This is a genomic window from Mumia sp. ZJ430 (assembly GCF_011751845.1).
In the GTDB taxonomy this organism is placed as follows: Bacteria; Actinomycetota; Actinomycetes; order Propionibacteriales; family Nocardioidaceae; genus Mumia.
Window position 1 is genome coordinate 684,749 of the sequence record NZ_JAAHFK010000002.1, and the last position, 23,158, is coordinate 707,906.

18 protein-coding genes are annotated in these 23,158 nt (G+C 71.7%); 4 read left to right on the forward strand and 14 right to left on the reverse strand.

All coding sequences use genetic code 11. From position 1 onward, the window contains the following. Positions 1-27 precede the first annotated feature (27 nt). The 6 genes from HCT63_RS09850 to HCT63_RS09875 are packed head-to-tail and all read right to left on the reverse strand — an operon-like array spanning position 28 to position 7,703. Positions 28-1,482, reverse strand: a complete 1,455-nt coding sequence (locus tag HCT63_RS09850) for an aldehyde dehydrogenase family protein (RefSeq protein WP_208322359.1) — start codon at positions 1,480-1,482, stop codon at positions 28-30. After that, the gene (locus HCT63_RS09855) at positions 1,479-2,672 is read right to left on the reverse strand and encodes an NAD(P)/FAD-dependent oxidoreductase (protein WP_167003645.1); all 1,194 of its coding nucleotides are present in this window, start codon (positions 2,670-2,672) and stop codon (positions 1,479-1,481) included. Before HCT63_RS09855 ends, HCT63_RS09850 begins: the two co-directional genes overlap by 4 nt. Then, positions 2,669-3,568, reverse strand: a complete 900-nt coding sequence (locus HCT63_RS09860) for an isocitrate lyase/PEP mutase family protein (protein ID WP_167003647.1) — start codon at positions 3,566-3,568, stop codon at positions 2,669-2,671. The genes HCT63_RS09855 and HCT63_RS09860 overlap by 4 nt, the downstream gene beginning before the upstream one ends. Continuing rightward, positions 3,565-5,070 (reverse strand): aldehyde dehydrogenase family protein, encoded by a 1,506-nt coding sequence (locus HCT63_RS09865; protein ID WP_167003649.1) that lies wholly within the window; start codon positions 5,068-5,070, stop codon positions 3,565-3,567. Before HCT63_RS09865 ends, HCT63_RS09860 begins: the two co-directional genes overlap by 4 nt. Further along, complete coding sequence (locus HCT63_RS09870; protein WP_167003651.1) at positions 5,067-6,374, reverse strand: acyl-CoA dehydrogenase family protein; 1,308 nt, start codon at positions 6,372-6,374, stop codon at positions 5,067-5,069. Before HCT63_RS09870 ends, HCT63_RS09865 begins: the two co-directional genes overlap by 4 nt. Positions 6,375-6,380: 6 nt before the next feature. Next, complete coding sequence (locus HCT63_RS09875) at positions 6,381-7,703, reverse strand: flavin reductase (RefSeq protein WP_208322360.1); 1,323 nt, start codon at positions 7,701-7,703, stop codon at positions 6,381-6,383. A 143-nt stretch (positions 7,704-7,846) separates the two neighbouring features. Here HCT63_RS09875 and HCT63_RS09880 point away from each other — a divergent pair, with 143 nt between their 5' ends. Continuing rightward, positions 7,847-8,554 carry a GntR family transcriptional regulator gene (locus HCT63_RS09880; RefSeq protein WP_167003655.1) on the forward strand — a complete coding sequence of 236 codons (708 nt, stop codon included), beginning with the start codon at positions 7,847-7,849 and terminating at the stop codon, positions 8,552-8,554. Positions 8,555-8,564: 10 nt separating this feature from the next. Here HCT63_RS09880 and HCT63_RS09885 read toward each other — a convergent pair whose 3' ends face one another. Then, positions 8,565-10,223, reverse strand: coding sequence for a carbon-nitrogen hydrolase family protein (locus HCT63_RS09885; RefSeq protein WP_167003657.1), 1,659 nt, complete (start codon positions 10,221-10,223; stop codon positions 8,565-8,567). Between the two features lie 90 nt (positions 10,224-10,313). Here HCT63_RS09885 and HCT63_RS09890 point away from each other — a divergent pair, with 90 nt between their 5' ends. Continuing rightward, complete coding sequence (locus HCT63_RS09890; RefSeq protein ID WP_167003659.1) at positions 10,314-11,720, forward strand: MFS transporter; 1,407 nt, start codon at positions 10,314-10,316, stop codon at positions 11,718-11,720. A gap of 74 nt (positions 11,721-11,794) precedes the next feature. Here HCT63_RS09890 and HCT63_RS09895 read toward each other — a convergent pair whose 3' ends face one another. Genes HCT63_RS09895 through HCT63_RS09905 form a run of 3 tightly spaced genes read right to left on the reverse strand, consistent with a single transcriptional unit; the run spans position 11,795 to position 14,258 of the window. Further along, a complete protein-coding gene (locus HCT63_RS09895) occupies positions 11,795-12,388 on the reverse strand; it encodes a hypothetical protein (protein ID WP_167003661.1) in 594 nt (197 codons plus the stop codon). After that, positions 12,385-13,050: an isochorismatase family protein gene (locus HCT63_RS09900; protein ID WP_167003663.1), complete on the reverse strand. Its 666-nt coding sequence runs from the start codon at positions 13,048-13,050 to the stop codon at positions 12,385-12,387. Before HCT63_RS09900 ends, HCT63_RS09895 begins: the two co-directional genes overlap by 4 nt. Next, a complete protein-coding gene (locus HCT63_RS09905) occupies positions 13,050-14,258 on the reverse strand; it encodes a CoA transferase (protein WP_167003665.1) in 1,209 nt (402 codons plus the stop codon). The genes HCT63_RS09900 and HCT63_RS09905 overlap by 1 nt, the downstream gene beginning before the upstream one ends. A 59-nt stretch (positions 14,259-14,317) precedes the next feature. On the opposite strand from HCT63_RS09905, the gene HCT63_RS09910 reads away from it, so the two are divergent. Further along, the gene (locus HCT63_RS09910) at positions 14,318-15,232 is read left to right on the forward strand and encodes a hydroxymethylglutaryl-CoA lyase (protein WP_167003666.1); all 915 of its coding nucleotides are present in this window, start codon (positions 14,318-14,320) and stop codon (positions 15,230-15,232) included. 113 nt (positions 15,233-15,345) lie between these two features. Here the strand turns inward: HCT63_RS09910 and ffh are convergent, their stop codons facing one another. The 4 genes from ffh to HCT63_RS09930 all read right to left on the reverse strand — a co-directional run bounded on the left by ffh (position 15,346) and on the right by HCT63_RS09930 (position 20,986). Beyond that, positions 15,346-16,905 carry a signal recognition particle protein gene (gene ffh / locus HCT63_RS09915; RefSeq protein ID WP_167003668.1) on the reverse strand — a complete coding sequence of 520 codons (1,560 nt, stop codon included), beginning with the start codon at positions 16,903-16,905 and terminating at the stop codon, positions 15,346-15,348. A 111-nt stretch (positions 16,906-17,016) separates the two neighbouring features. Beyond that, the gene (locus HCT63_RS09920; protein WP_167004915.1) at positions 17,017-19,332 is read right to left on the reverse strand and encodes a [protein-PII] uridylyltransferase; all 2,316 of its coding nucleotides are present in this window, start codon (positions 19,330-19,332) and stop codon (positions 17,017-17,019) included. Further along, positions 19,266-19,604, reverse strand: a complete 339-nt coding sequence (locus HCT63_RS09925; RefSeq protein WP_149770640.1) for a P-II family nitrogen regulator — start codon at positions 19,602-19,604, stop codon at positions 19,266-19,268. The genes HCT63_RS09920 and HCT63_RS09925 overlap by 67 nt, the downstream gene beginning before the upstream one ends. Continuing rightward, positions 19,601-20,986 carry an ammonium transporter gene (locus HCT63_RS09930; RefSeq protein ID WP_167003670.1) on the reverse strand — a complete coding sequence of 462 codons (1,386 nt, stop codon included), beginning with the start codon at positions 20,984-20,986 and terminating at the stop codon, positions 19,601-19,603. Before HCT63_RS09930 ends, HCT63_RS09925 begins: the two co-directional genes overlap by 4 nt. Before the next feature lie 226 nt (positions 20,987-21,212). Between HCT63_RS09930 and HCT63_RS09935 the strand changes: the two genes are divergently transcribed. Then, the gene (locus HCT63_RS09935; RefSeq protein WP_167003672.1) at positions 21,213-23,096 is read left to right on the forward strand and encodes a penicillin-binding transpeptidase domain-containing protein; all 1,884 of its coding nucleotides are present in this window, start codon (positions 21,213-21,215) and stop codon (positions 23,094-23,096) included. Positions 23,097-23,158: the final 62 nt, after the last annotated feature.

Genomic DNA, 23,158 nt, shown 5'->3' on the forward strand with positions numbered 1-23,158 from the left:
ACGTAACCGAATCTTGATGACGTGCTGTCAGGACGGATACGCGGTCGCGCCGAGCCCCTCGCCGCCCGCCCTGAAGGCCGCAGGCGCATGGACGACACAGGTCTGCACGTGCTCCAAGATCCCCTCGTCGCCGTACTCCCTCCCCCATCCGGACCGCTTGACGCCCCCGAACGGCGCCCGCAACGACATGCCCGTCCGGTTGTGCGTGTTGACGAAGGTGAAGCCCGCGTCGAGCCGCGCGGCCAGGTCGAAGGCGCGCTGCTCGTCGACCGACCACACCGACGCACCGAGTCCCAGCTCGCCGGCGTTGGCGCGCGCGACGACCTCTTCCTCGGCGTCGAACGCGAGGATCGGCAGGGTCGGACCGAACTGCTCGGTCGCGACGACGTCGTCCGAGTCCGACGCACCCAGAACGAGGGTCGGCAGAACGTAGTAGCCCTCGTCGAGCCGCGCCTCGGGGTCGATGGTCCCGATCGGGACGACCTCCGCGCCCGCCGCCGCTGCGGAGTCGACCAGTGCCCGTACGCGCTCGGCCGAGGCCGCGCTCACGACCGGCCCCATCGTCACGCCGGGGGTCAACGGGTCGCCGACGCGCAGGATCCGGTCGGCCGCGGCACGCAGGGCCGTGACTACCTCGTCGTAGCGCGACCGGTGGACGTACAGGCGCTTGATCGCCATGCAGACCTGCCCGCTGGTCGCGAACGCGGCCATCAGCAGGCGCTCCGCGATGGACTCGTCCAGCTCGACGTCCGCGAGCAGGATCGCCGGGTCGTTGCCGCCGAGCTCCAGCAGCGACGGTGTCAGCGCCCCGGCGGCCGTACGGGCGAGTGCACGCCCCGCGACGTCGCCGCCGGTGAAGGCGACCCGGTCGACACCGCGGTGCCCGACCAGTGCGGTCGCGGTCTCGGCATCGCCGTGGACGACCTGGAGCAGGCCGGAAGGCAGGACGGCTGACATCGTGGCGACGACCTTCTCGACCGCGAACGGCGCGAGCGGTGACGGCTTCACGACGACGGCGTTGCCCGCGACCAGCGCCGGAGCGACCTTGAGCATGGCGAGGATCACGGGGGCGTTCCAGGGCGTGACGGCAGCGACGACCCCGTACGGCCGGTGGCGCAGCACGAGCCGTCCCTGGGCGTCGTCGATCTCGCTGTCGACGAGCAACGTCTCAGCGCGCGCGGCGACCCAGCGCAGCACGGTGACGGCGAAGCCCGCCTCGCCCCGACAGTCGGCCAGCGGCTTCCCGGTCTCGCGCGCCATCAGCGCGGCGACGTCGTCGAGCACCGGATCGAGCAGGTCGGCGGCTGCCCGCAGCGCCGCTGACCGCGAGGCCACCGGCTGGTCGCGCCACGTCGCCTGCGCCGCACGGGCACGCCCGACGGCGCGGTCGACTGCCGCCGGATCGTCGAACACGACCTCCCCCACCACCTCGCTCGTACGGGCGGGGTTCTCGCGGCGCGAGCCGGTGGCCGCGATCGTCACAGCGCGTCGCCCGCCGGCTCGAGCGGCCGCAGCGAGTCGATCATCGAGGTCCGGCGCAGGTATGCCCGCGCTGCCACCGGGTCCGCGGCGAGCGCGCGCAGCTCGGCGTGGTGCGCGGCGCGCGCGGAGGGGTCCTGCTCGCGCAGCTGCTTCCAGTTGTCGTGCGTGACCGTACGGACGTAGGACAGTGCGACGTCCCGGCGACCGGCGAGCACCACGTCGAGCGCGTCGAGGTCGGCCTCCCCCGCGAGCAGCGCCACCAGCGCGCGAGCGGTGAGCACCGCGTCGTGGATGCCGCTGTTCATGCCCATCCCGCCGAGCGGGTTGTTGACGTGCGCCGCGTCGCCCACGAGCACGACCCGGCCGGTACGGAAGCGCTCGGCGACCCGCTGGTGGACGAGGTAGAGCGAGGAGTGGAGCAGCTCCCACGGGCGGCCGAGGTCGGCGACGCCGCGCAGGCGCTCCTGGACGCGCGCGTCGGCGACCTCGGCGTCGGCCGGGCTGTCGGGGTCGGTCGGGAACAGGATGCGCCAGTGCTCCGGGGTCCGCAGCAGCACCAGCCACTCGGTCGGGTCGAAGACGTAGTTGACGTCGGCGATGCCGGGGAGCACGGCCGCCAGATCCTCGGTGGTCGAGACGACGAGGAAGCGCTCCGGGTAGGTGATGCCCTCGAACTCCGCACCGGTGCTCTTGCGTACGACCGAGCTCGCGCCGTCGGCACCGACCACCCAGTCGGCGGTCCAGGAACGTCCGCTGGCGCTGGTGACGGTGACCCGGTCGTCAGCCTGCGTGACCGACGTCGCCGGCTCACCGAACTCGACCGTGCACCCGTCGTGCTGCCGGAGTCGCTCCAGCAGGATCGGCGTGAGCTTGCTCTGCTCGCACTGCACCCGGAACGGGTACGGGGTGTCGTCGGCGAGGATGCCGAGGTCCAGCTCAGCGACGGGGCCGTCCTGGCGGTCGCGGTACTGGAAGGCCTGGGAGACGATGCCGTGCTCCCGCAGCGCGTCGAGCACGCCGAGGTCGGCGAGCATCTCCAGCGTCGGCGGGTGGTAGGTGCTCGCCCGCGACTCCGCGGACAGTGACTCCCCCGCCTCCAGCACGGTCACCGCGTGACCGGCCTGCGCCAGCACGAGCGCCGTGGTGAGTCCGACGGGCCCCGCTCCCACGACCAGGATGTCGTTCGTCATCGTGCTGCCTCCTCGGCGTACGCCGCTTCCAGGACGAGCTGGTCTCCCAGCCCGACGAGCTCGGTCAGGTCGTCCCACGCCATCCGTGGGACGGCACCGGCATGGCCGGTGCGGGCGATCGCCGCGTACGTGTCGGCTGCCGCTCGGGCAGCAGCCAGCAGTGCGGAGACCGGGTGGATCACGAGGCGTACGCCGAGCTCGGCGAGGGTCCCGTCATCGGGATGGCCCGCATCGGGACCCTCGATCGCGCCGGCCGCCTCAGAACGATTCATCACCAGGGGCACCTCGCCGCCGAGCGCCGCCGAGACCTCGCGCAGCTCAGACAGGCCTGCGCCCTCGACGAACACGGCGTCGGCACCCGCCGCGACGAACGCGTGGGCCCGCGCGACGACGGCGTCGAGACCGTCGACCGAGAGCGCGTCCGTACGGGCGACGATCACGACGTCGGTGCCCGCCTCGACCGCGGCACGGACCCGGCCCGCCGCCTCGGCAAGCCCGACGACAGCCTTGCCGGTCATGTGACCGCACCGCTTGGGGGCGACCTGGTCCTCCAGGTGCAGCCCTGCGATGCCGGCCGCCGCGTACGCGCGCGTCGTGTGCCGCGCTTGCAACGCGTTGCCGTAGCCGGTGTCGGCATCGGCGAGCAGCGGGACGTCGTCCAGTGCCGGGACGACCTCACGGGCACGCGCGGCGATCTGGCTGCCGTGCACGAAGCCGAGGTCCGGCAGGCCGAGGCCGACCGCCGACGCGACCGCGCCCGAGAGACAGGTGGCGCGTGCGCCGGAGACCACCGCGAGCCGCGCGGTCACCGCGTCGTACACGCCGGGCAGGTGGACGACCTCGTCACCGGCGAGCAGGGTACGGAGGGTGGCGGCGGGAGAGGTGGCGCCGGTCATCGCCCGTGCAGCGCGAAGCTGCCCTCGACCCCGACGACCCGGGCGTTGGTGAAGCATCGGATCGTCTCCACCGTGCCCTCCTCGCCGAGCCCCGACAGGCCCCACGCCGGCCGCGGCGTCATGAGGTGCAGGCTCATGATCGTCGAGCCGTTCACCTTGACCTCGCCGGCACGCACGCGGCGGGCGAGCGCGAGCGCCCGGTCGGTGTCGGTGCCGACCACGTATCCCTCAAGCCCGTACGACGTGCCGTTGGCGAGCGCGAGGGCCTCGTCCTCGGTCGCGTAGGTGTGCACGGTCGCGATCGGGCCGAAGATCTCCTCCGCGGCAGCCGCGACCGGCACGCCGGTCACCAGTGCGGGCGCCAGGTAGTTGCCCGTGTCGGGGACGGGCGTCGCGCGGTGGACAGTGCCGCCGGCGGTGCCCAGCGCCTCGAGCGCCGACTCCAGGCGGGCCCGGTGGACCGAGTGGACGATCGGGCCGAGATCTGATGCCTCGTCCAGCGGGTCCCCCGCGGTGAGAGCGGTCAGCCGCTCGAGCGCCAGCTCGACGACCTCGTCGGCCATCGCCTCGGGCACGATCAAGCGTCCGAGCGCGCGGCACCACTGGCCGTTGAGGGTGGTCAGCAGGTCGACGGCAGCGTGCGCGGCCGCCTCAGGATCGGCGTCGGGCATCACGACGAGCGGGTTGTTGCCGCCGAGCTCCAGCTGGAGCGCGGCCAGCTTCTCGGCGCACGCGGCTGCGACCGCACGTCCTCCGACAGCGCCACCGGTGAACGACACGGCGCGGATGCGCGGGTCGGTGACGACCGTTCCGCCCACGGACGGTCCACCCTGGAGGAGCTGGAAGACCCCACCGTCGACCCCGGCTTCGGCCAGGACCTCAGCGACCGTAGTGCCGAGCAGCGTCGTCGCGTACGGGGCGTACTCGCTGGGCTTGAGGATCGTGGGGCAGCCTGCGGCGAGCGCGCTCGCGACCTTGTGCGCGGCCATCGGCGCGGGCGCGTTCCACGGGACCAGGCAGATCGCGGGCCCGACCGGCAGGCGCAGCACCTCGACGGCCTGACCGTTCGCGCCCGTCACCGGCGCATCGACCAGGGTCCCCGACCGCAGCATCTCGGCGGCGAGGCGGAAGGCACCCGGGACGATCATGCCGACGATGGAGGTCTGACGGACCGGGACGCCGGTCGCGAACGCCTCCAGCGCCGCCAGTTCGGACTGGCGGGCCTCGAGCGCGACCGCCACGGCGTCGAGGAGGGCGGCCCGCTCGTCCGGCGACGTCGACGACCACGTCTCGCTGGTGTGGGCCGCGTCGGCAGCGGCCAGGGCCCGCTCCACGGAGTCCGGTGCGCTCTCGACGGCGTGCCCCAGAGACTCTCCGGTCGACGGATCCTCGAGGACGAGGTCGAGGGTGCCGGTCGCGGGAGCGACCTCACCCGCGACCACCTCGACCAGGGCTGGCAGCGTCACCGCGGCGATCGCCCCACCGTGCGCCGTACTCGTCATCCTTGTCCCGCCTTCGCCTTCGCGTCCACCGCGTCGGGCGTGGTCAGGCCGATCCACGACTCGTCGCTGACGAGCAGCTGAGCCAGGTCGAGGCGACCCCGCTCGGCGGGGAACGCCTGGACCAGACCCATCGCGGTGTCACGCACGGCGCGGCCGATGACGTTGTCCATCAACGCACCGGACGTTCCACACATCTTCAACGATCCGACCGCCACGGCAAAGGCCTTCTCGCAAACCGACCCCTTGGCGAGCTTCCAGTTCTTGACGACCTCGGGCTTGGGCAGGATCGGCGGGTCGCTCGACTCGAGCTCGACCTGGTAGCGCAGCCACAGGTGCATGTCGGTCAGGTCGTGCTGGGCCTCACCGATCAGCACCTGGTGCATCGGCGAGGACGCGATCGGCTTGCCGGTGTCGGCGAACTTGGCCTTCATGGTCCGCTCGAAGGCGTAGTCCCAGGCACCCTTCGCGATGCCGGCATAGATCGCCGCGATCGCGATCTGGTTGCCGACCCACGACCCGCGCGACATCGACGTCGCCCGGGCGAAGCCCGCCGGCACCGCCAGCGCGTGGTCGGCGGGGACGAAGCAGTCCTCCATCACGAGCCCGAAGTTGTCCGAGGCCCGCATGCCGAGACCGCTCCACTCCTGCCGGGGGCGGATGCCCTCGGAGTCGCGGGCGACGAGGAACAGCGAGATGCCGTCGATGCCGTCGATGTCGGCACGGCGCGCGGTGACGAGGTAGAAGTCGGCGGTGCCGGAGAGGCAGCCGAACGACTTCTCGCCGTTGAGGAGCCAGCCGCCCTCGACCGGCGTGGCCGTCGTCGAGATGAGGACGTTGGCGTTGCTCGCCTTGGCGGCCTCGCTCGCGAAGTTGGCGAGGCAGCGCTCCTCGGTGCCCATGAGGTGGAGGACACGCTCGGCGAACGCACGGACCTCGTCCGCCTCGTCGTCGGTGTAGAGCCCGGCCTCGAGCGCAGCGAGCGGCAGCAGCCCGCGCGACGATGCCGAGCAGTGGAAGAAGTACGCGAGCGCGGTCGAACCGCAGACCGTCCCGAGCGCGTACGTGGTGGCGACGAGGTCACGGAGGCCCCCGCCGAGGCCGCCGTACTCCTTCGGGACGACAAGACCGAGCAGCCCGGCCTCGGCGAGGAGCTTGACGTGGCCCTCGGGGAACGCGCCACGGGCGTCGGCCTCCTGGGCGGCGTCACGGATGGCGGGGAGGATCGCCTCGACCCGGGCAGCGCGCTCGCGCTCCTCGGGGCTGAGGTCGGTCAAGAGGTGTTCGGCGGTCAGCATGGCCGTCATCAGCTCCTACAGGGAAGGCATTGGGGTGGGATGGGAGGTGCTCGCGGGCGAACCGTGCGGGGACGGCGGGGCCGAGGAGCCGGGCGGGTGTTCTCGGAGGCGGCGCGCGAGGCGGTCCAGTGCCACGGCGTCCGCGGGGGTGGTGACGTCGAGGGTCCCGAGCAGGCGCACGAGGTCCTCGGTTGCGACGGCGCCGTCGAGGCCGCCGAGCGTGGTGTCGAAGTGGTGGACTCCCGACTTCAGCGCCGTGAGCACGTTGACCAGGCCGAGCCGGTCCTTGTCACGCAGCCGGAGGCGGAGCGGGACGGGCCGGGCGAGGCCGACGGCGTCCTGCAGGAGGGCCCGCACCTGAAGCGGCGTCGCCGAGCCGGAGGTGTCGTCGAGGCAGATCTCGGTGGCGCCCGAGTGCGCGAGCACGTCGATCGCCGCGAGCGCCGACTCGCTGCCGGCCACGGCGAACGCGTCGTCGAGGATCACGACGCGGCCCGTCGCGGCGTCATCGCCCGCGAGCTCCCGGGCGAGCACGGCGGCACGCTCGACCGAGCGGGGGTCGTGGCCGTCGGCCCTGACCTCGAGGACCGAGATGCCCCGGTCGATTGCCCGACGCGCCTGCGCCGCGGACTCCACGAGCGCGCTTCGGTGAGCGGCATCCGCGCTGTCGACCGCTGCGCCGCTCCCCCACGGGAAGGTCTCAAGAGACGCGCCGGCCGTCAGGTCGGCGACACGCACGCGGATGCCCGAGCGGCGGACGTGGCGGGCTGTCCGGTGGACCGAGTCGCCGACCTCGCCGCGTGCCGCCAACGAGGTGACGAGACCGCTGTCGGCGAGTGTCGCGACGTCGGGGAGGACGTCGGCGAACTGGCCCCATCCGCGGGAATGGAAGAGCAGAGGTGCCGTACGACGGGCGGCGTGGCCCGCGAGCACCTCCCCGACGAAGATCGTGTGGTCTCCGCCCGGATAGGCGTGGAGGACCCGGCAGTCGAGCCAGCCGAGGGCTGAGTCGAGCAACGGGACCCCGGTAGCAGCTGTGGACCACGTCTCGCCGTCGAAACGGTCGGCAACCTCACCGGCCATCCCGGCGAAGCGGCGCGCCACCTCGGCCTGGTCCTTCGCGAGGACGCTGATCCCAAAGACACCGCTGGACTCGACCAGGCCGTGGCTGTAGAGCCGCCGGTCCAGACAGATCGAGACCAACGGCGGATCGAGACTCACGCTGGAGAACGAGCTCGCTGTCATGCCGTGCCGCACACCGTCGACGACGGTAGTGACGATGGTGACGCCGCTGGGCCACTGGGCCAGCACGTCGCGGAACGTCGAAGCCTCGACCACTGATCCACCTCCTTCAAGGTGGTAGAGAATATACAATATCAACTTGGGGTTGTGCCACGTGTTCATCGCTAAGAACGACCTGGCCTGCGAGAATCTATGATGTAGACGCACACGCGTCATCTGACTCATAGAGGAGCACCCGCATGGCACGACGTAGCCGATCCGACCGCACCGCCCGGCCGATCGCCCACGTGTCACTCGTCGACCGCGTGACCAGCGAACTCCGCGCGTCGATCCTCACCGGCGAGATCCAGCCCGGTTCATCGGTCTCCATCGTCGAGCTCTGCGAGCTGTACGACGTGAGCCACATCCCCGTACGCGAGGCGCTTCGTCGTCTCGAGAGCGAGGGCGTCGTGAGCCTGCGCCCGGGCCGGTCGGCGCTCGTCGCCGCCCTGAGCACGGAGGACCTCGCCGATATCTACCGCCTGCGGCGCCTCATCGAGGGCGACCTCGCGGCCAAGGCCGCCCGTCAGATGACGGACGAGCTGGTCACCGAGGCCGAGCAGGCGCTCGACGAGTACGTCGCGATCGAGCGCGAGCCGGCCGCCCTCGCAGCGGCGCACCACGCCTTCCACGCCACGTTGCTCTCCGACGTCATGGGCACCGCCGACAAGAACGTCCTCGAGCTGTTGTGGCACTCGGCCGACCGCTACCTGCACCTCCTGATGGAGGATCTCGACCACGCACCCGAGACCAAGGAGCACCGCATCGACGAGCACCGCGAGCTGCTCGAGCTCGCCCGCGCGCGCAAGTCGGCGGCGTTCAAGAAGGCGTGGATCGCCCACCTCGACGGCAGCGAGCGCTCCCTGATGGCCGCGCTCGGCAACCGCGCGGTCGCCGACTCCGCCTGAGCAGCACCACCTAGGGCTTCACGAGCGCGTCGGCGATCGCCCACGGGCGGCCATCGACGACGTCGGTCCCGCGTGAGACGAACCGGTTGGACGCCTGCTCCGGGCTGAGCGCGGCGGCGGTGACGGACCCTTCCGACATGACCGGCTGGGGCCGACTAATGACGCCGTCGAACTGCCAGCTCCCGCTCCAGAGGGTGAAGTCCGACGACAGCGGGACGAGCATCCCGGCCCCGAACGGACCGGGCCTGGAGGCGACGGCAAGGTTGAGGCGGTTCTCCGCCGACCGCTCGAGCAGCAGCAGGTCGAGGTCGTGCGCGGCCGCGGTGGTGAACGGCACGGCGACGACGTCAGCGTCCTGCAGCGAGGCGAGGCGGAACGTCTCTGGGTGCAGAGCGTCATCGCCCACGACGAGGGCGAGGCGGCCCCACGGGAGGTCGATCACCTCCAGCGCCTCGCCGAGGCGGGTCACCCACTCTGCGTGGCGGGCACTTGAGTGGAGCTGCGGCTGGCGGAGGACGACGCCGCGAGCGTCCATGGCGAGGCCGACGTGCTGGTCCCCGTCTCGTACCGTCGTCACGAGCGTCGCGGTGGTGTCGGCGAGCACAGCACGGAGGGCATCGGGATCGAAGCGCGGCGTCACCTCGTCCGTCACGATCCCACCAGGCCAGGCCGCGAGCTCGGGGAGGACGACGAGCTGCGCTCCCCCCTCGACGGCCTCGCGCACGAGGGCGACCACGTCGTCCCCGTCGGCCGGGCAGATCACGGCCGTCAGCAGGGACGCGGAGCCGGCGGGAGCACGGCGTCCGTGCGGCGGCGCGACGATCGGGCCGTACAGATCCGGGCGCCGCACCGCTAGGACGTCGGTGCCGTCCGGGCGCCGCTTGTCGTCGGCCGCCGAGACGTCGATGTCGGCGATCACGACCGCCTCGCCGGCGAGGGGGCCGCGTGCGACGACGGTCCCGTCGGGCGCGACGATCTGGCTCTCCCCCGCGCCGTGGAGACGTTCGACCGGGACTCCGACCGCCTGCGCGACGGTGTTGATGCTGTGCTCGGGGACGAGCGGTCCGACCTTGTTGGCCGCCACCACCCAGACGCGGTTCTCGACCGCGCGTACGGGGACGTGGAGCGAGGCCTCGTCGAGCGCGAACGAGTTGAGGCTGTTGAGCAGCAGCTGCGCGCCGCCGACCGCCAGCAGACGAGGCGTCTCGTTGATCACGCCGTCCATGCACGAGTAGAGGCCGAGACGGCCGAGCGGCGTCTCGACGACCGGCGAGGCCTCGGTCGCGGGATCGAGGTGATCACGCTCGCTGCCCATGAGGACCTGCTTGTCGCTCGTCGCCAGGACCTCGCCGTCGGGGCCGATGAGGATGTTGCTCCCCGTCGTGCGGCCGTCCTCGCGGGCGAGCGTGCAGTTCACGAGCAGGTGGATCCGGTGCTTCGCGGCCGTGGCAGCGAGCGTACGGACGAAGTCGCCGTCGAGGGTCTGGGCCATGCGGCGGGCGTGCTCGCGATCGGCGTACCAGGAGACGTGGTTGCCGAACTCCGGCAGAACGACCAGCTGGGCCCCTTGTCCGGCCGCGTCCTCGACGAGGCGGACCGCGGAGGCGAGGTTGGCCGCGACGTCCTCGCTGGCAGCGAGCTGGACGGCGGCGACGCGTACGACAGTCATGGGCGAAACCATATATCCTTCTACGATTCTCCCCTAGAGTTTCTCAGAGACGTTCCCCGACGCTGCTCTGCCCGATGACAGGAGCCGGATGTGAGCAACCAGCCGACCGACGATCGCCCACCTGAGCAGGAGGAGACTGCCTCGGCGGCCACTGCTCTGGGCACGGTACCCCTGACGGCCTTCGTCGGTCGCCCTCCGATGGACGTCGACCTGGCACGCCCGGCGCCGTTCGGCTGGTGGGCGGCCATCGTGATCGCGCTCGTCGCGTTCATCGACCGGATCGAGGTCAACCTGATCGCCGGCGCCCTCCCGGCCATCCAGGAGGAGTTCGGCTTCAGCGACACCTGGGCCGGCGCCATCCCGACCGCTGCGTCGCTCGCCGCGGTCGTCCTGCTCCTGCCGGCCGGTCGGCTCGCCGACAAGGGGCGGCGGACCTGGATCGTCGCGCTCGTGGTGCTCACCTGGGCGCTGTTCTCGGTAGCCAGCGGTCTCGCGACGACGTTCGCGATGTTCTTCGTCATCCGCATCCTTCTCGGCGCTGCCGGACAGCTCTACAACCCCCCGGCGTCGAGCCTCCTCGCCGACTACTTCCCGGGCAGCACCCGCGGCAAGGCGTTCGGACTCGAGCGTGCGGGCTACTACATGGGCCTGCCGGTCGGCGTCGCTCTCGGTGGTGCCGTGGCCGAGGCGCTCGACTGGCGCGCGGTGTTCTTCATCGTGGCGATCCCCGGCGTGCTCGTGGCCGCGCTCGTCCTCACGGTGCGCGAGCCGGTCCGTGGGATCGGCGACCGGATCGACCGCCTCCGGGGCATGGGCGACACCGAGCCCACGACCGAAGGGGCCGCGTCGGCTGCACCGACGTCGATGTTCGCCGAAGCTCGCGCGGTCCTCCAGATCACCTCGCTGCGCGGCATCACCCTCAGCCTGGCGCTGCTCTACCTCGGGCTCGGCGGGCTCTTCTACTGGCTCCCCACGCTGCTGGAGCGGACCGAGGACATGGCGTACGACACGGCGGCAGGCGTCGCGGGCGGTGTCGGCGGTGTCGGCATCGTGATCGGCATCATCCTCGGCAGCCGGATCGGCGACCGCGGCCACGGCGTGAAGGCCGGCTGGCGGATCCGGGTCAGCCTCTGGTTCCTCCTCGTCGGCGCGCTCTCGATCACCGGCGTCGTGGTCCTCCCCGGAGTCGCGCTGCGCATCGGCCTCGTCGCCCTCGCGTGCGTCGGCTTCGCCGGGGCCATCCCGAACCTCACGGCCGCGTCCGCCGACGTCGTTCCCGCCTCGCGCCGAGGGCTCGGGTTCGCCGCCGTGCAGTTCCTGCTGTCGCTCGGTGGCGCGCTCGGACCGTTCCTCATCGGCGTGGTCTCCGACGCGACCGGCTCCATCAACATCGCGTTCCTCGCGCTGGTGCCGCCGCTGTTCGCCAGCGTGCTGATCCTGCGGTGGGCCGCGGTCACGTACGACGACGACGCGCGCAAGGCACTCGCAGGCGGCTGACCCGTCGGCGCGCCAGCGTCCAAACGCCTGCGCGGCATGGACGCTGGCGCACCGATCACAGGGTCCGAGGGGCGTCAGGCCCAGTGGCGTACGACGACCGGGCCGTCGTACGCAGGCGCGGCCTCCCCGGCTGGAACGTGCGCCCAGCGGCGCTCCGCCGTCCAGTAGAGGTCGACGTCCGCCGCGAAGGTGCTGATCTCGGCGCCGTCGAGCACCTCGACCGAGCCCGGGAGGGCACCGCCGGCAGGTCGTACCGCACCCGACGCCACCGTGTGCACGCCGAGCGTGCCGGCATCGTCGGCCGGCCCCTCAGCCCAGCCGCCGGGCGCACCGCTGAACCACACCAGCGCCCGCGTCTCGACCTGCGTACCGGTCTGCGAACGAGTCGCCCGCGGCTCCACGACGAGCAGCGATCCCGGGCGGCACGTCTCGCCACTCATCGCCAGCGCCCCCTCGAGGACGAGCATCTCCTCGCCCGCGGGCTGGTGTCCCGTCATCGCCCGCTTCCACCCCTCGGGGAAGCGGACGAGGACGGTACGGGAGGTGGCGTCGGCCGACGCGCGGAGCATCACCATCTCCGCCTTCTGCTCGGCGCCGGCGGGGGCGAAGCTCGTCCACTCCAGCGCCTCGTCGTACAGGTCCTTCTCGGTCACAGCCTGCTCGGTCACGGCATGGCTCCTTCTCGGGGGTCGGGGGTCGGTGTCGGGGTACGGAGGTAGGTGACCGCGTCTGCGAGAGGCACGACGTCGGCGTACTTCGCGTCGAGGTCGAAGAGGTTGTGCGCGTGCACCTGCACGTCGCGGTCGCCACAGGCCTCGTCGACGACGATCGGGCGGAACCCGTGCTGCAGCGCGTCGGTCGCGGTCGCACGGACGCACCCGCTGGTCGAGAAGCCGACGACGAGCACCGTGTCGACCCCCCAGAAGCGCAGCGTCGACGCGAGAGACGTGCCGAAGAACGCCGAGGCGTACTGCTTGGTGATCACGACCTCGCCGGGCAGCGGAGCAGGCGATTCGGGGAACTCCGCCCATGGCGAGCCGGGCTCGAACGCGGCGAGCGCGGGGACCTTGCGGCGGAAGTGGCCGCCGTCGACCCCGTCGGTCGTGAGCCGCACCTCGGTGAAGACCACCGGGACGTCGTGCGCCCTCGCGATCTCCACGAGCTGCGCGCTGGCCGCACGGGCGCTCTCGAACCGGCCGCCGGCGTCGCTCAGCGGCGAAGCCGGGTCGAGGTAGGCCGTGACGACGTCGACGACGACGACCGCCGGGCGGGTGCCGAAGCCGACGCGCCCGAGGAACCCCGCTGCGGCGTAGTCGTCGCCGCGGTCCATCAGATCACCCCGGCCTCGGCAAGCGCCGTACGCTCGTCCGCGGCGATGCCGAGGAGGTCTCCGTACACCTCGTCGTTGTGCTGGCCGAGCGTCGGCCCCGTCCACCGGACGCTGCCGGGCGTGCCCGACAGCCGCGGGACGACGTTGGGCATCGCGAGGGTGCCGAAGGTCGGGTCGGGCACGCGGACGATCGCCTCACGAGCCGCGTAGTGCGGATCCTCGAGCATGTCGGCGGCGCGGAAGATCCGCCCGGCGGGGACGCCGGAGTCGTGCAGGAGGACGAGGAGCTCCTCGGCGTCGTGCTTCGCCGTCCACGCGGCGATCCGCTGGTCGAGCTCCTCCTGCCGGGCGCCACGAGCGCCGTGCGTCGCGTACTCGGGCAGCTCGGCGAGCTCCGGCTCCCCCATCGCCGCGGCGAGCCGCGTGAAGACGGTGTCCTGGTTGGCCGCGATGAGGATCGTGTGCCCATCGGCGGTCGGATAGACGTTGCTCGGCGCGACGTTCGGCAGGATCGGGCCGGTCCGCTCGCGCTGGTAGCCGGCGACGTCCCACTCGGTGACCAGGCTCTCGGTCATCGCGAGGACGGCCTCGTAGATCGCGCTGTCGACGACCTGCCCCTCCCCCGTCCGTTCGCGGTGAAGCAGGGCGGCAAGCGTGCCGACCGTCGCATGGGTGGCGGCGAGGGAGTCGCCGATCGACAGGCCGGTCCGCGACGGCGGACGGTCCGGCTCACCGGTGATGTAGCGCAGGCCGCCCATGGCCTCGCCGATGGAGCCGTAGCCGGCGCGCTCGGAGTATGGCCCGGTCTGCCCGTACCCGCTGACGCGGACGAGCACGATGCCGGGGTTGCGCTCCTTGAGACGCTCGTAGCCGAGGTTCCAGCGCTCGAGCGTGCCGGGCCGGAAGTTCTCGACGACGACGTCGGCGTGCTCGACGAGGCGGAGGAACAGCTCCTGGCCCTCCGGACGGCGCAGGTCGAGGGTCACCGAGCGCTTGTTGCGCGCCACGATGGGCCACCACAGCGAGTGGCCGTGGGGCTTCTCACGGCCCCACTGCCGCATCGGGTCGCCCACACCGGGGGCCTCGACCTTGACGACGTCGGCGCCGAGGTCTCCCATCAGCTGACCGGCGAAGGGTCCGGCCAGGAGCTGGCCGGCTTCGATGACACGTACCCCGGCGAGGGCGCCAGGAGTCTGCTCGGTAGACATGGATCAGATCGTATATCAGATAGACTCGCCGCTCCCAGCCTTCCCCAGGAGGACGCACTATGACATCCCGCCACGCCGCAGCGATCGAGATCGTGGAGGTCGCTCCGCGCGACGGGCTCCAGAACGAGGCCCGCATCCTCCCGACGCCGGTCAAGGCCGAGCTCGTACGGCGCAGCCTCGACGCCGGCGTACGGCGCATCGAGGTGACAGCCTTCGCCCGGCCCGACCGCGTGCCGCAGATGGCCGATGCCGAGGCGCTCATGGCGCTGGTGCGCGACGACCCACGGCTGAGCGCGATCGGGCTGGTGCTCAACCGGCGCGGGCTCGACCGTGCGATCGCCGCCGGGTGTGACGAGGTCACGGTGGTCGTCGTCGCCTCAGAGGGGCTGGCCGTCCGCAACCAGGGCGTCGGCACGTACGACCAGGTGGCGGCCTGGCACGCCATCGCCCCGGTGGCACGCGGGGCCGGGCTGCGTACGTCGGTAATCCTGGCGGCGGCCTTCGGGTGCCCGTTCGACGGGGAGGTTCCGTCGGGGCGAGTGCTCGACGTCGCGAAGGCCGTCCTTGACGACGCGCCCGACGAGCTGGCGATCGCCGACACGATCGGCGTCGGCGTGCCCGGCCAGGTCGTCGGTCTCGTCTCGGGACTTGCCGATCTCGCGCCGGACCTGCCGCTGCGCGCGCACTTCCACAACACGCGTAACACCGGCTACGCGAACGCGATCGCCGCCGTGCAGTCCGGCGTGAGCGTGCTCGACGCGTCAGCCGGCGGCATCGGCGGCTGCCCGTTCGCCCCTGGCGCGACAGGCAACATCGCGACGGAGGACCTGCTCTACCTGCTGCACCGCAGCGGCTACGAGACGGGCGTCGATCCCGAGCAGGTCGCGCGTACGGGGACGTGGGTCTCGGACCAGCTCGGCCTCGCGCAGGCGCCCGCACAACTCGGTCGGGCCGGGTGGTTCCCCGCGTCCTGACCAGCTCGCCGTCCGCGTCGTGAAAGCAACCTGACGTTTTCGCAATCGCGAGAACGTCAGGTTGCTTTCACCACGGGCACGGGTACGTACGGGGGGGCGGAGCGGCGTGCGGCCTAGAAAAGGTCGCGGAGCTCCTTGGGGATCTCGATGTCGCCGTCGGCCTGCGGCTTGCCGCCGAAGCCGAACGCGGACGCACCGTCCGCTGCCGGCTTCGCGACCTCACCCTGCGCCGCGGCCGCCCGCTTGGCGGGGTTGCCGGAGACGCGACGTCCCTTGCCCTTGCCCTTCTTGGCCTGCTGGCGGGCTCCGGCGCGCTTGCCGCCCATGCCGGGCATCCCCGGCATCCCCGGCATCCCGGGGATGCCGCCGCCCTTGGCCATCTGCTGCATCATCTTGCGCGCCTCGAAGAAGCGGTCGACGAGCTGGTTGACGTCGCTGACCTGCGTACCGGAGCCGCGGGAGATGCGGGCGCGGCGCGAGCCGTCGATGACCTTCGGGTTCTGACGCTCGGCCGGGGTCATCGAGTAGATGATCGCCTGAATGCGGTCGATCTCGCGCTCGTCGAAGTTCGCGAGCTGGTCCTTCATCTGAGCGGCGCCAGGCAGCATGCCGAGGATCTTGCTCAGCGAGCCCATCTTGCGGACGGCCTGCATCTGCTGGAGGAAGTCCTCCAGAGTGAAGTCGCCGGTCTTGCCGGCCAGCTTCTCGGCGGTCTTCTGCGCCTGCTCGACGTCGAACGCCTTCTCGGCCTGCTCGATCAGCGTCATCATGTCGCCGAGGTCGAGGATGCGCGAGGCCATCCGGTCGGGGTGGAAGATGTCGAAGTCGGTGAGCTTCTCGCCGTTGGAGGCGAACATCACCGGACGGCCGGTCATCTCCGCGATCGACAAGGCCGCACCACCGCGGGCGTCGCCGTCCAGCTTCGACAGCACGACGCCGGTGAAGTCGACTCCCTGGAGGAAAGCCTCTGCCGTACGGACGGCGTCCTGACCGATCATCGCGTCCACGACGAAGAGGACCTCGTCGGGATCGGTGGCGTCGCGGATATCCGACGCCTGCTTCATCAGCTCTTCGTCGATGCCGAGGCGACCGGCGGTGTCGATGACGACGACGTCGTGGAGCGTCTTGCGCGCCTCGTCGAGCGCGCCCTTCGCGACCTGGACGGGATCACCGACGCCGTTGCCCGGCTGCGGGGCATAGACGTCGACGCCGGCGCGCTCGCCGACGACCTGGAGCTGGTTGACCGCGTTGGGCCGCTGGAGGTCGGCCGCGACGAGCATCGGCGAGTGGCCCTGGTTCTTGAGGAACAGGCCGAGCTTGCCGGCGAGCGTCGTCTTGCCCGCGCCCTGGAGGCCCGCGAGCATGATGACGGTCGGCGGGTTCTTGGCCAGGCGCAGGCGACGCGTCTCACCGCCGAGGATCTTGACGAGCTCGTCGTTGACGATCTTGATGACCTGCTGGGCCGGGTTGAGGGCCTGGCTGACCTCTTCGCCGCGGGCACGCTCCTTGACCCGGGCGACGAACTCCTTGACCACGGGCAGGGCAACGTCGGCCTCGAGCAGCGCGACGCGGATCTCCCGGGCGGTGGCATCGATGTCGGCCTCGGACAGCTTGCCCTTGCCGCGCAGGTTGCGGAAGGTGGTCTGGAGGCGGTTCTGGAGTGTGTCGAACAAGACAGCCGTTCCTCAGGTGTCGTGACGGGTCCCGCGGGTCGCGGCACGTGCGTTCAAGCCTAGCCGCTCGCCTGTAGCCCGGACCCCGCAGGCGTCTTTCGTACGACCTCGTCAGAGCGGGAGCGCACGGATCCGCTCGGCCAGCTCGGCCGCTTCGGGCTCGCGCAGGGCGGAGCCGCCCGGCGCCACGACGTAGAACACGTCGCGCGCCTGCGGACCGAACGTCGACAGGTGCGCCGACCGGATCGCATGCCCGGCCTCGGCGATCGCACGGGCGACCGCCCACACGAGACCCCGGCGGTCCTGCGCGCGTACCTCCAGCACGGTCGCCGAGGTCGAGGAGCCCGCGTGGACGACCACCTGGGGCGGGATCGCCGCCGAGGCCTCCCCCAGCCCGATCCGCTGCTCGAGGGACAGTTCGCCCGCCAGCACCTGACGGACCCGTCGGGTCAGCCGCGCCGGATCGACGGCGGCGTCGGTGACCTCCCAGATGCTGGTGGTCAGCCCATCCCGCTCGACCAGGCGCGCCGACCGGATCTGCTGTCCCGCCACGCTGAGCGCGCCCGCGAGGTCGGCCAGGAGCCCGATCCGGTCGCCGGCGGTGATCTGGACGAGCGAGCCGTCGTGGTGCGGGCGCACCTCCACGGTGAACGGCTCGCCGCGTGGCGCGTCCGGCAGGGGCACGGCCGCCGGCCAGCCCTCGTACGAGGGGTCCGCGAGCGCACCCGAACCGCCGAGCACCGTACGGGCCTTGGCGACCAGGCCACGGATCAGGCCGGCGCGCCAGGCCGACCACGCGGCGGGGCTGGTCGCGCGTGCGTCGGACTCGGTGAGTGCCGCCAGCAGGTCGAGGTGCGCGACATCGCCCACCCGCTGGGCCACGTTGGCGGCGGTGTCGGGGTCTTCGATGTCTCGGCGGGTGGCGAGAGTCGGCAGCAGGAGGTGCTGGCGTACGAGCGCACCGATAGTCGCAGCGTCGGCGGGCTCGAACCCCCACCGCAGGACGATCTGCTCGGCGATCGGCGCGCCGACCTCGCTGTGGTCGCCCTCGCGGCCCTTGCCGATGTCGTGCAGCAGCGCAGCGGTGCAGAGCAGGTCGGGACGTGCGACATCGCGTATGAGCTCGCTGGCGACGACACAGGCCTCCACCGAGTGTCGGTCGATGGTGAAGCGGTGCACCGGTGAGGACGAGCCCCGCAGGCGGATCGGCGTCCACTCGGGGAGCCACCGGTCGACGAGACCCGCGAGGTCGATCTCTTCCCAGACCTGCACCAGCCCACGCCCGGCCGTCAGGGTCTCGACCAGGAGGCGATGCGCCTCTGGCGACCACGGCTCGGGCGGAGGCGGCACGCTCGCCAGCCGTCTGGCCGACGCCGCCGACAACGCCACGCCGCGGCGCGCCGACTCGGCGACCGCACGCAGCGCGACCAACGGGTCCTCGGCAGGATCAGGCGCGCCGGTCAGCACGATCTCGCCGCCGGCGAGCGCGACGCCCGGGGCGATCGGGTCGAGGCGGGGCCCGGGAGCGGATCTCGTACGCGGGCCGTCGGCGAAGACGGCGTCGAGACGGCGCCACGTGGTGGTCGTGAGGTGCGCGGTACGACGGCCGAGGTCACGGACGTGCAGGTCGAGCTGGTCGGGCGCGTACCCCATGGCCGCAGCGACCTCGGGGACCAGCTCGGGGGTCAGCCGGTCCGTCGGGCGTCCTGCAACCTCGTGCAGCACGTCGCGGACGTCGAGCATCGCCGCGCGCAGTGCCTCCAGCTCGCGGTGCGGGACGTCCACGAGCCAGCTCGCGACCAGCGCCCGCATCGTCGTCCCGTCGCGCAGCCCCCCGCCGGACTCTTTGAGGTCCATGATCGCCGACTGCGCGAGCCAGCCGACGCGCGCGACGCGCTCGTGGGTGGCGCGCTGCAGCTCGGGCAACCGCGTCCTGGCCGTACGTCGCCAGGCGGCGAGGACCTCCGACCGCAGGGCGACGACTGCGGCGGAGTCGCCGGCGACGGCGCGGGCATCGAGCATGCCGAGCGCCGCGCGGTAGTCGACGGCGGCCGTGCTCAGCATCTCCTCGGTGCTGCGGACCGCGTGGTCGAGGGCCACGCCGTCGTCCCAGAGGGGATACCAGACCTGCTCGGCCACCTGGGCGACTCGCGCCGCAGGGACGTCCGTACGGTGCACGAGCACCACGTCGACGTCGGAGAACGGGGACATCTCGCCGCGTCCGTACCCGCCCACCGCGACGAGCGCAAGGCCGCGCCGGCCTGCCTCGGGCAGATCGGACACGGCCTTGGTGAAGCAGTCGCGCAGGCGCCGGTCCAGGTCATCAGCCCGGGACCGGCGCCGTGCGCTGAGCTCCTCGGTCAGAGCGCCGCCTCGTCCTTCTCGCCGGTGCGGACCCGGACCACGGACTCGACGGGGACGACCCAGACCTTGCCATCACCGATCTTGCCGGTCGCGGCGGCCTTGACGACCACGTCGACGACGTCCTTGACGTCCTCGTCCTCGGTCACGATCTCGACCCGGATCTTGGGGACCAGCGAGACGTCGTACTCGGCGCCGCGGTAGACCTCGGTGTGGCCCTTCTGGCGGCCGTAGCCGCTGGCCTCGGTGACGGTCATGCCGGTGATGCCGAAAGTCTCGAGGGCCTCGCGGACCTCTTCCCACTTGTGCGGCTTGATCACCGCGGTGACGAGCTTCATGCCTTGGCTCCTTCAGGGGTGTGGGTCAGCGTAGCGGCGACCGACGGGCGGGCCACACCGGAGGCGGGCGCGAGGTCGTAGGCCGACTCGCCGTGCTCGGAGAGGTCGATGCCCTCCACCTCGTCCTCCTCGGCGACGCGCCAGCCCATGACCGCCTTGATGGCCAGGCCGATGATCAGGGTGAAGACCCCCGACCAGACCATCGCGAAGAGCGCGATCGAGACCTGGACCACGAACAGCTTGATGCCGTCGCCATAGAACAGCCCGCCGTTGACGGCGAGGAGGCCGATGCCCAGAGTGCCGATGAGACCACCGACAAGGTGGACACCGACGACGTCGAGCGAGTCGTCGTAGCCGAACGTGAACTTCAGGCCGACCGCCAGGGCGCAGGCCGCGCCAGCGACGAGGCCGAGGATGATCGCGCCGATCGGGCTGAGCGCGCCGCACGCAGGGGTGATCGCGACGAGACCGGCGACGATGCCCGAAGCGGCACCCAGCGAGGTGGCCTTGCCGTCGCGGATCTTCTCGACGACGAGCCAGCCGATGATCGCGGCAGAGGCAGCAACGGCGGTGTTGATCCAGACCAGCCCGACCTCGCCGGTGAACGCGGTGGCATAGGCGATCGAGTTCTCGATGAAGCCCTCGGCACCGCTGGAGATCGGCTCCGTGCCGGTGGCGTCGACGTACGAGCCGACGTTGAACCCGAACCAGCCGAACCACAGGAGGCCAGCGCCGAGCATCGTCAGGGGGAGGTTGCCCGGACGGGTCGGCTCCTTGCCGAAGCCCTTGCGCTTGCCGATCAGCAGGACGAGGATCAGCGCGGCGATACCGGCGTTGATGTGGACGACCGTACCGCCGGCATAGTCGATCGGAGCGACCGTCGCGGCCTCGTCGGCGCCCGAGCCGGTCGTCCCGAAGATCATCGCGGCGAGGCCGTCGGCGCTGCCGGAGAGGAATCCGCCGCCCCAGACCATGTGCGCCAGCGGGAAGTAGGCGAGCGTGACCCACAGCGGCAGGAAGACCAGCCACGAGGAGAACTTCACACGCTCGGCCAGCGCGCCGCTGATCAGCGCCGCGGTCAGCACCGCGAACGTCAGCTGGAAGGCGACGCTGATGTAGCCGATGCCCTCGACGCCGTCGAGCCCGAACAGCTCGAACGGGTTGGCGAAGAAGCCGCCGACGTCCTCCGAGCCGTACGACATCGACCAGCCCCACAGGACGTAGACGACGCCGACGACGCCCAGAGCGCTGAACGACATCATCATCATGTTGAGGACTGACTTGGTCCGCGTCATTCCGCCGTAGAAGAGCGCCAGGGCCGGCGTCATCATGAGAACGAGCGACGCGGAGGTCAGGATCCAGGCTGCGTGGCCGGTGTCCATGGAACCTCCAGGGTGAGAACTTGCGACAGTGCCGGCGCTCGAACGGCTGTGTCCGGGGACGGCTTCGTTGACGATCAGGTTCGCTGCGGTTCGTTTCGGGTTGAGCGACTGTCTGTTTCGCTCAAGTGACACTTCCCCCGGTTGTGTTACGTCGGCGTTTCCGAGTTGCCGACGCGCGCCGCCCGTGCGTTCTCGCTCCGAACCTCGGTCGGGTAAGGATGGGGGCATGCCGTTCACCTCCGTACGCCGTCTCGCCTCCGGTGCCGTCGTCGCGATGGTCGCCGCGGGCACCCTCGCCGCCTGCAGCGGTCCCTCCGCCGACCCCGAGGCCGAGCGCCTCGCCGAGGGGCTCTCCGCACTCGACCTCGCCAAGGTCCCGATCGACGATCCGCAGGCCTCAGAGGCGCTCGCGACCATCACCCGCGGCATGGACGAGCTCAAGCCGACCGTCTCGGTGGAGAGCGTCGAGGAGGACGACGACCGCGCGACCGTCACGCTGTCGTACCGCTGGACGCTCGGCCCCGAGGCGACCTGGTCGTACGAGACCGAGGCGGCGATGACCCGCAAGGACGACTCCTGGACGGTCGCGTGGGACCCCACGCTGGTGGCGCCGGACCTCGCCGACGGACAGCGGCTGCGCATCCGTACCGTCATGCCCGAGCGCGGCGACATCATGGGAGGCGAGGGCACGGCGCTGGTCACGGAACGTTCCGTCCTGCGCGTCGGTCTCGACAAGGCAGCCGTCGAGCCCGCCCGCCACGACAGCTCGGCCCGGGCGATCGCGCGGCTCGTCGAGATCGACCCCGCCGCATTCGCGAAGAGGGTGTCCCAGTCCGGTCCGAAGGCCTTCGTCGAAGCGCTCGTCGTCCGTACGGAGCAGGCGCCGCCGCTCGGCGCCGTCGAGGCGATCCAGGGCGGCGCGGTGATCACCGACACGCTGCCGCTGGCGCCGTCGCGGACGTTCGCTGCCGGGGTCCTCGGGTCGGTCGGCGACGCCACGAAGGAGCTGGTCGACGAGAGCAAGGGGCGGCTTCGCTCCGGGGACGTGACGGGCCTGTCGGGCCTCCAGCGCCGGTACGACGAGACGCTGCGAGGGCGCAACGGCTACGTCGTGGACGTCGTCAGCGACTCCGCCGAGGACCCCGCGAACCCGTCCCCGGAGATGAAGGACACACCAGTCTTCGAGCAGGAGCCGGTCCCCGGCAAGCCGCTGCGTACGACGCTCGACCTCCGGATGCAGGAGCTCGGCGAACGCGTCCTCGCCGGCACGAAGCCGCCCAGCGCGCTCGTCGCGATCCGCCCGTCCGACGGTGCGGTGCTCGCTGCGGCGACCGGGCCTGGCGCCGACGGGCAGGCGATCGCGACGACCGGACAGTACGCGCCGGGGTCGACGTTCAAGATCGTGACCGCGCTGGCTGCGCTGCGTGCGGGCGTGACGCCGCAGACGACGACACCATGCCCTGCGACGACGGTCGTGGACGGCAAGTCGTTCAAGAACTACGACGACTACCCGGCGAGCGCGCTGGGGCGGGTCCCGTTCGCCGAGGCGTTCGCGCAGTCGTGCAACACCGCGATGATCGGGCTGCGCGGCAAGGTCGCCCAGTCCGATCTCGCCTCGGCGGCAGCGTCGCTGGGGATGGGGGTTGACCAGGATCTCGGGTTCCCCTCGTACTTCGGATCGGTGCCTTCGCAAGCTCCCGAGACCGAGCATGCGGCGTCGATGATCGGTCAGGGCAAGGTGCTCGCGTCGCCGTTCACGATGGCGACCGTGTCCGCGTCCGTCGCGGCGGGCCGTACGGTCGTCCCGGTGCTTCTTCCGGAGGTCACGCCGCCGAAGGCCGACTCCACGCTGACGGCCGCCGAGGGGCGCGCGCTGCAGGCGCTGATGCGGCGCGTGGTCACGAACGGCAGCGGGCGCGGGCTCGCGAGCCTCGGGGGCGAGGTCGGCGCCAAGACGGGCACGGCCGAGTACGGCTCGCCGGTGAAGACCCACACGTGGATGGTCGGGACGGACGGCGACCTCGCGGTGGCGGTGTTCGTGGAGACCGGCGAGTCCGGCTCGCAGACCGCGGGCCCGCTCCTCAAGCGCTTCCTCGCCGGCACCCCCTGACCGCGGGTCAGTCTCTGCCCGCCGCGGGTCAGTCTCTGCGGTCGCCGGGTCGGTTTCTGGCC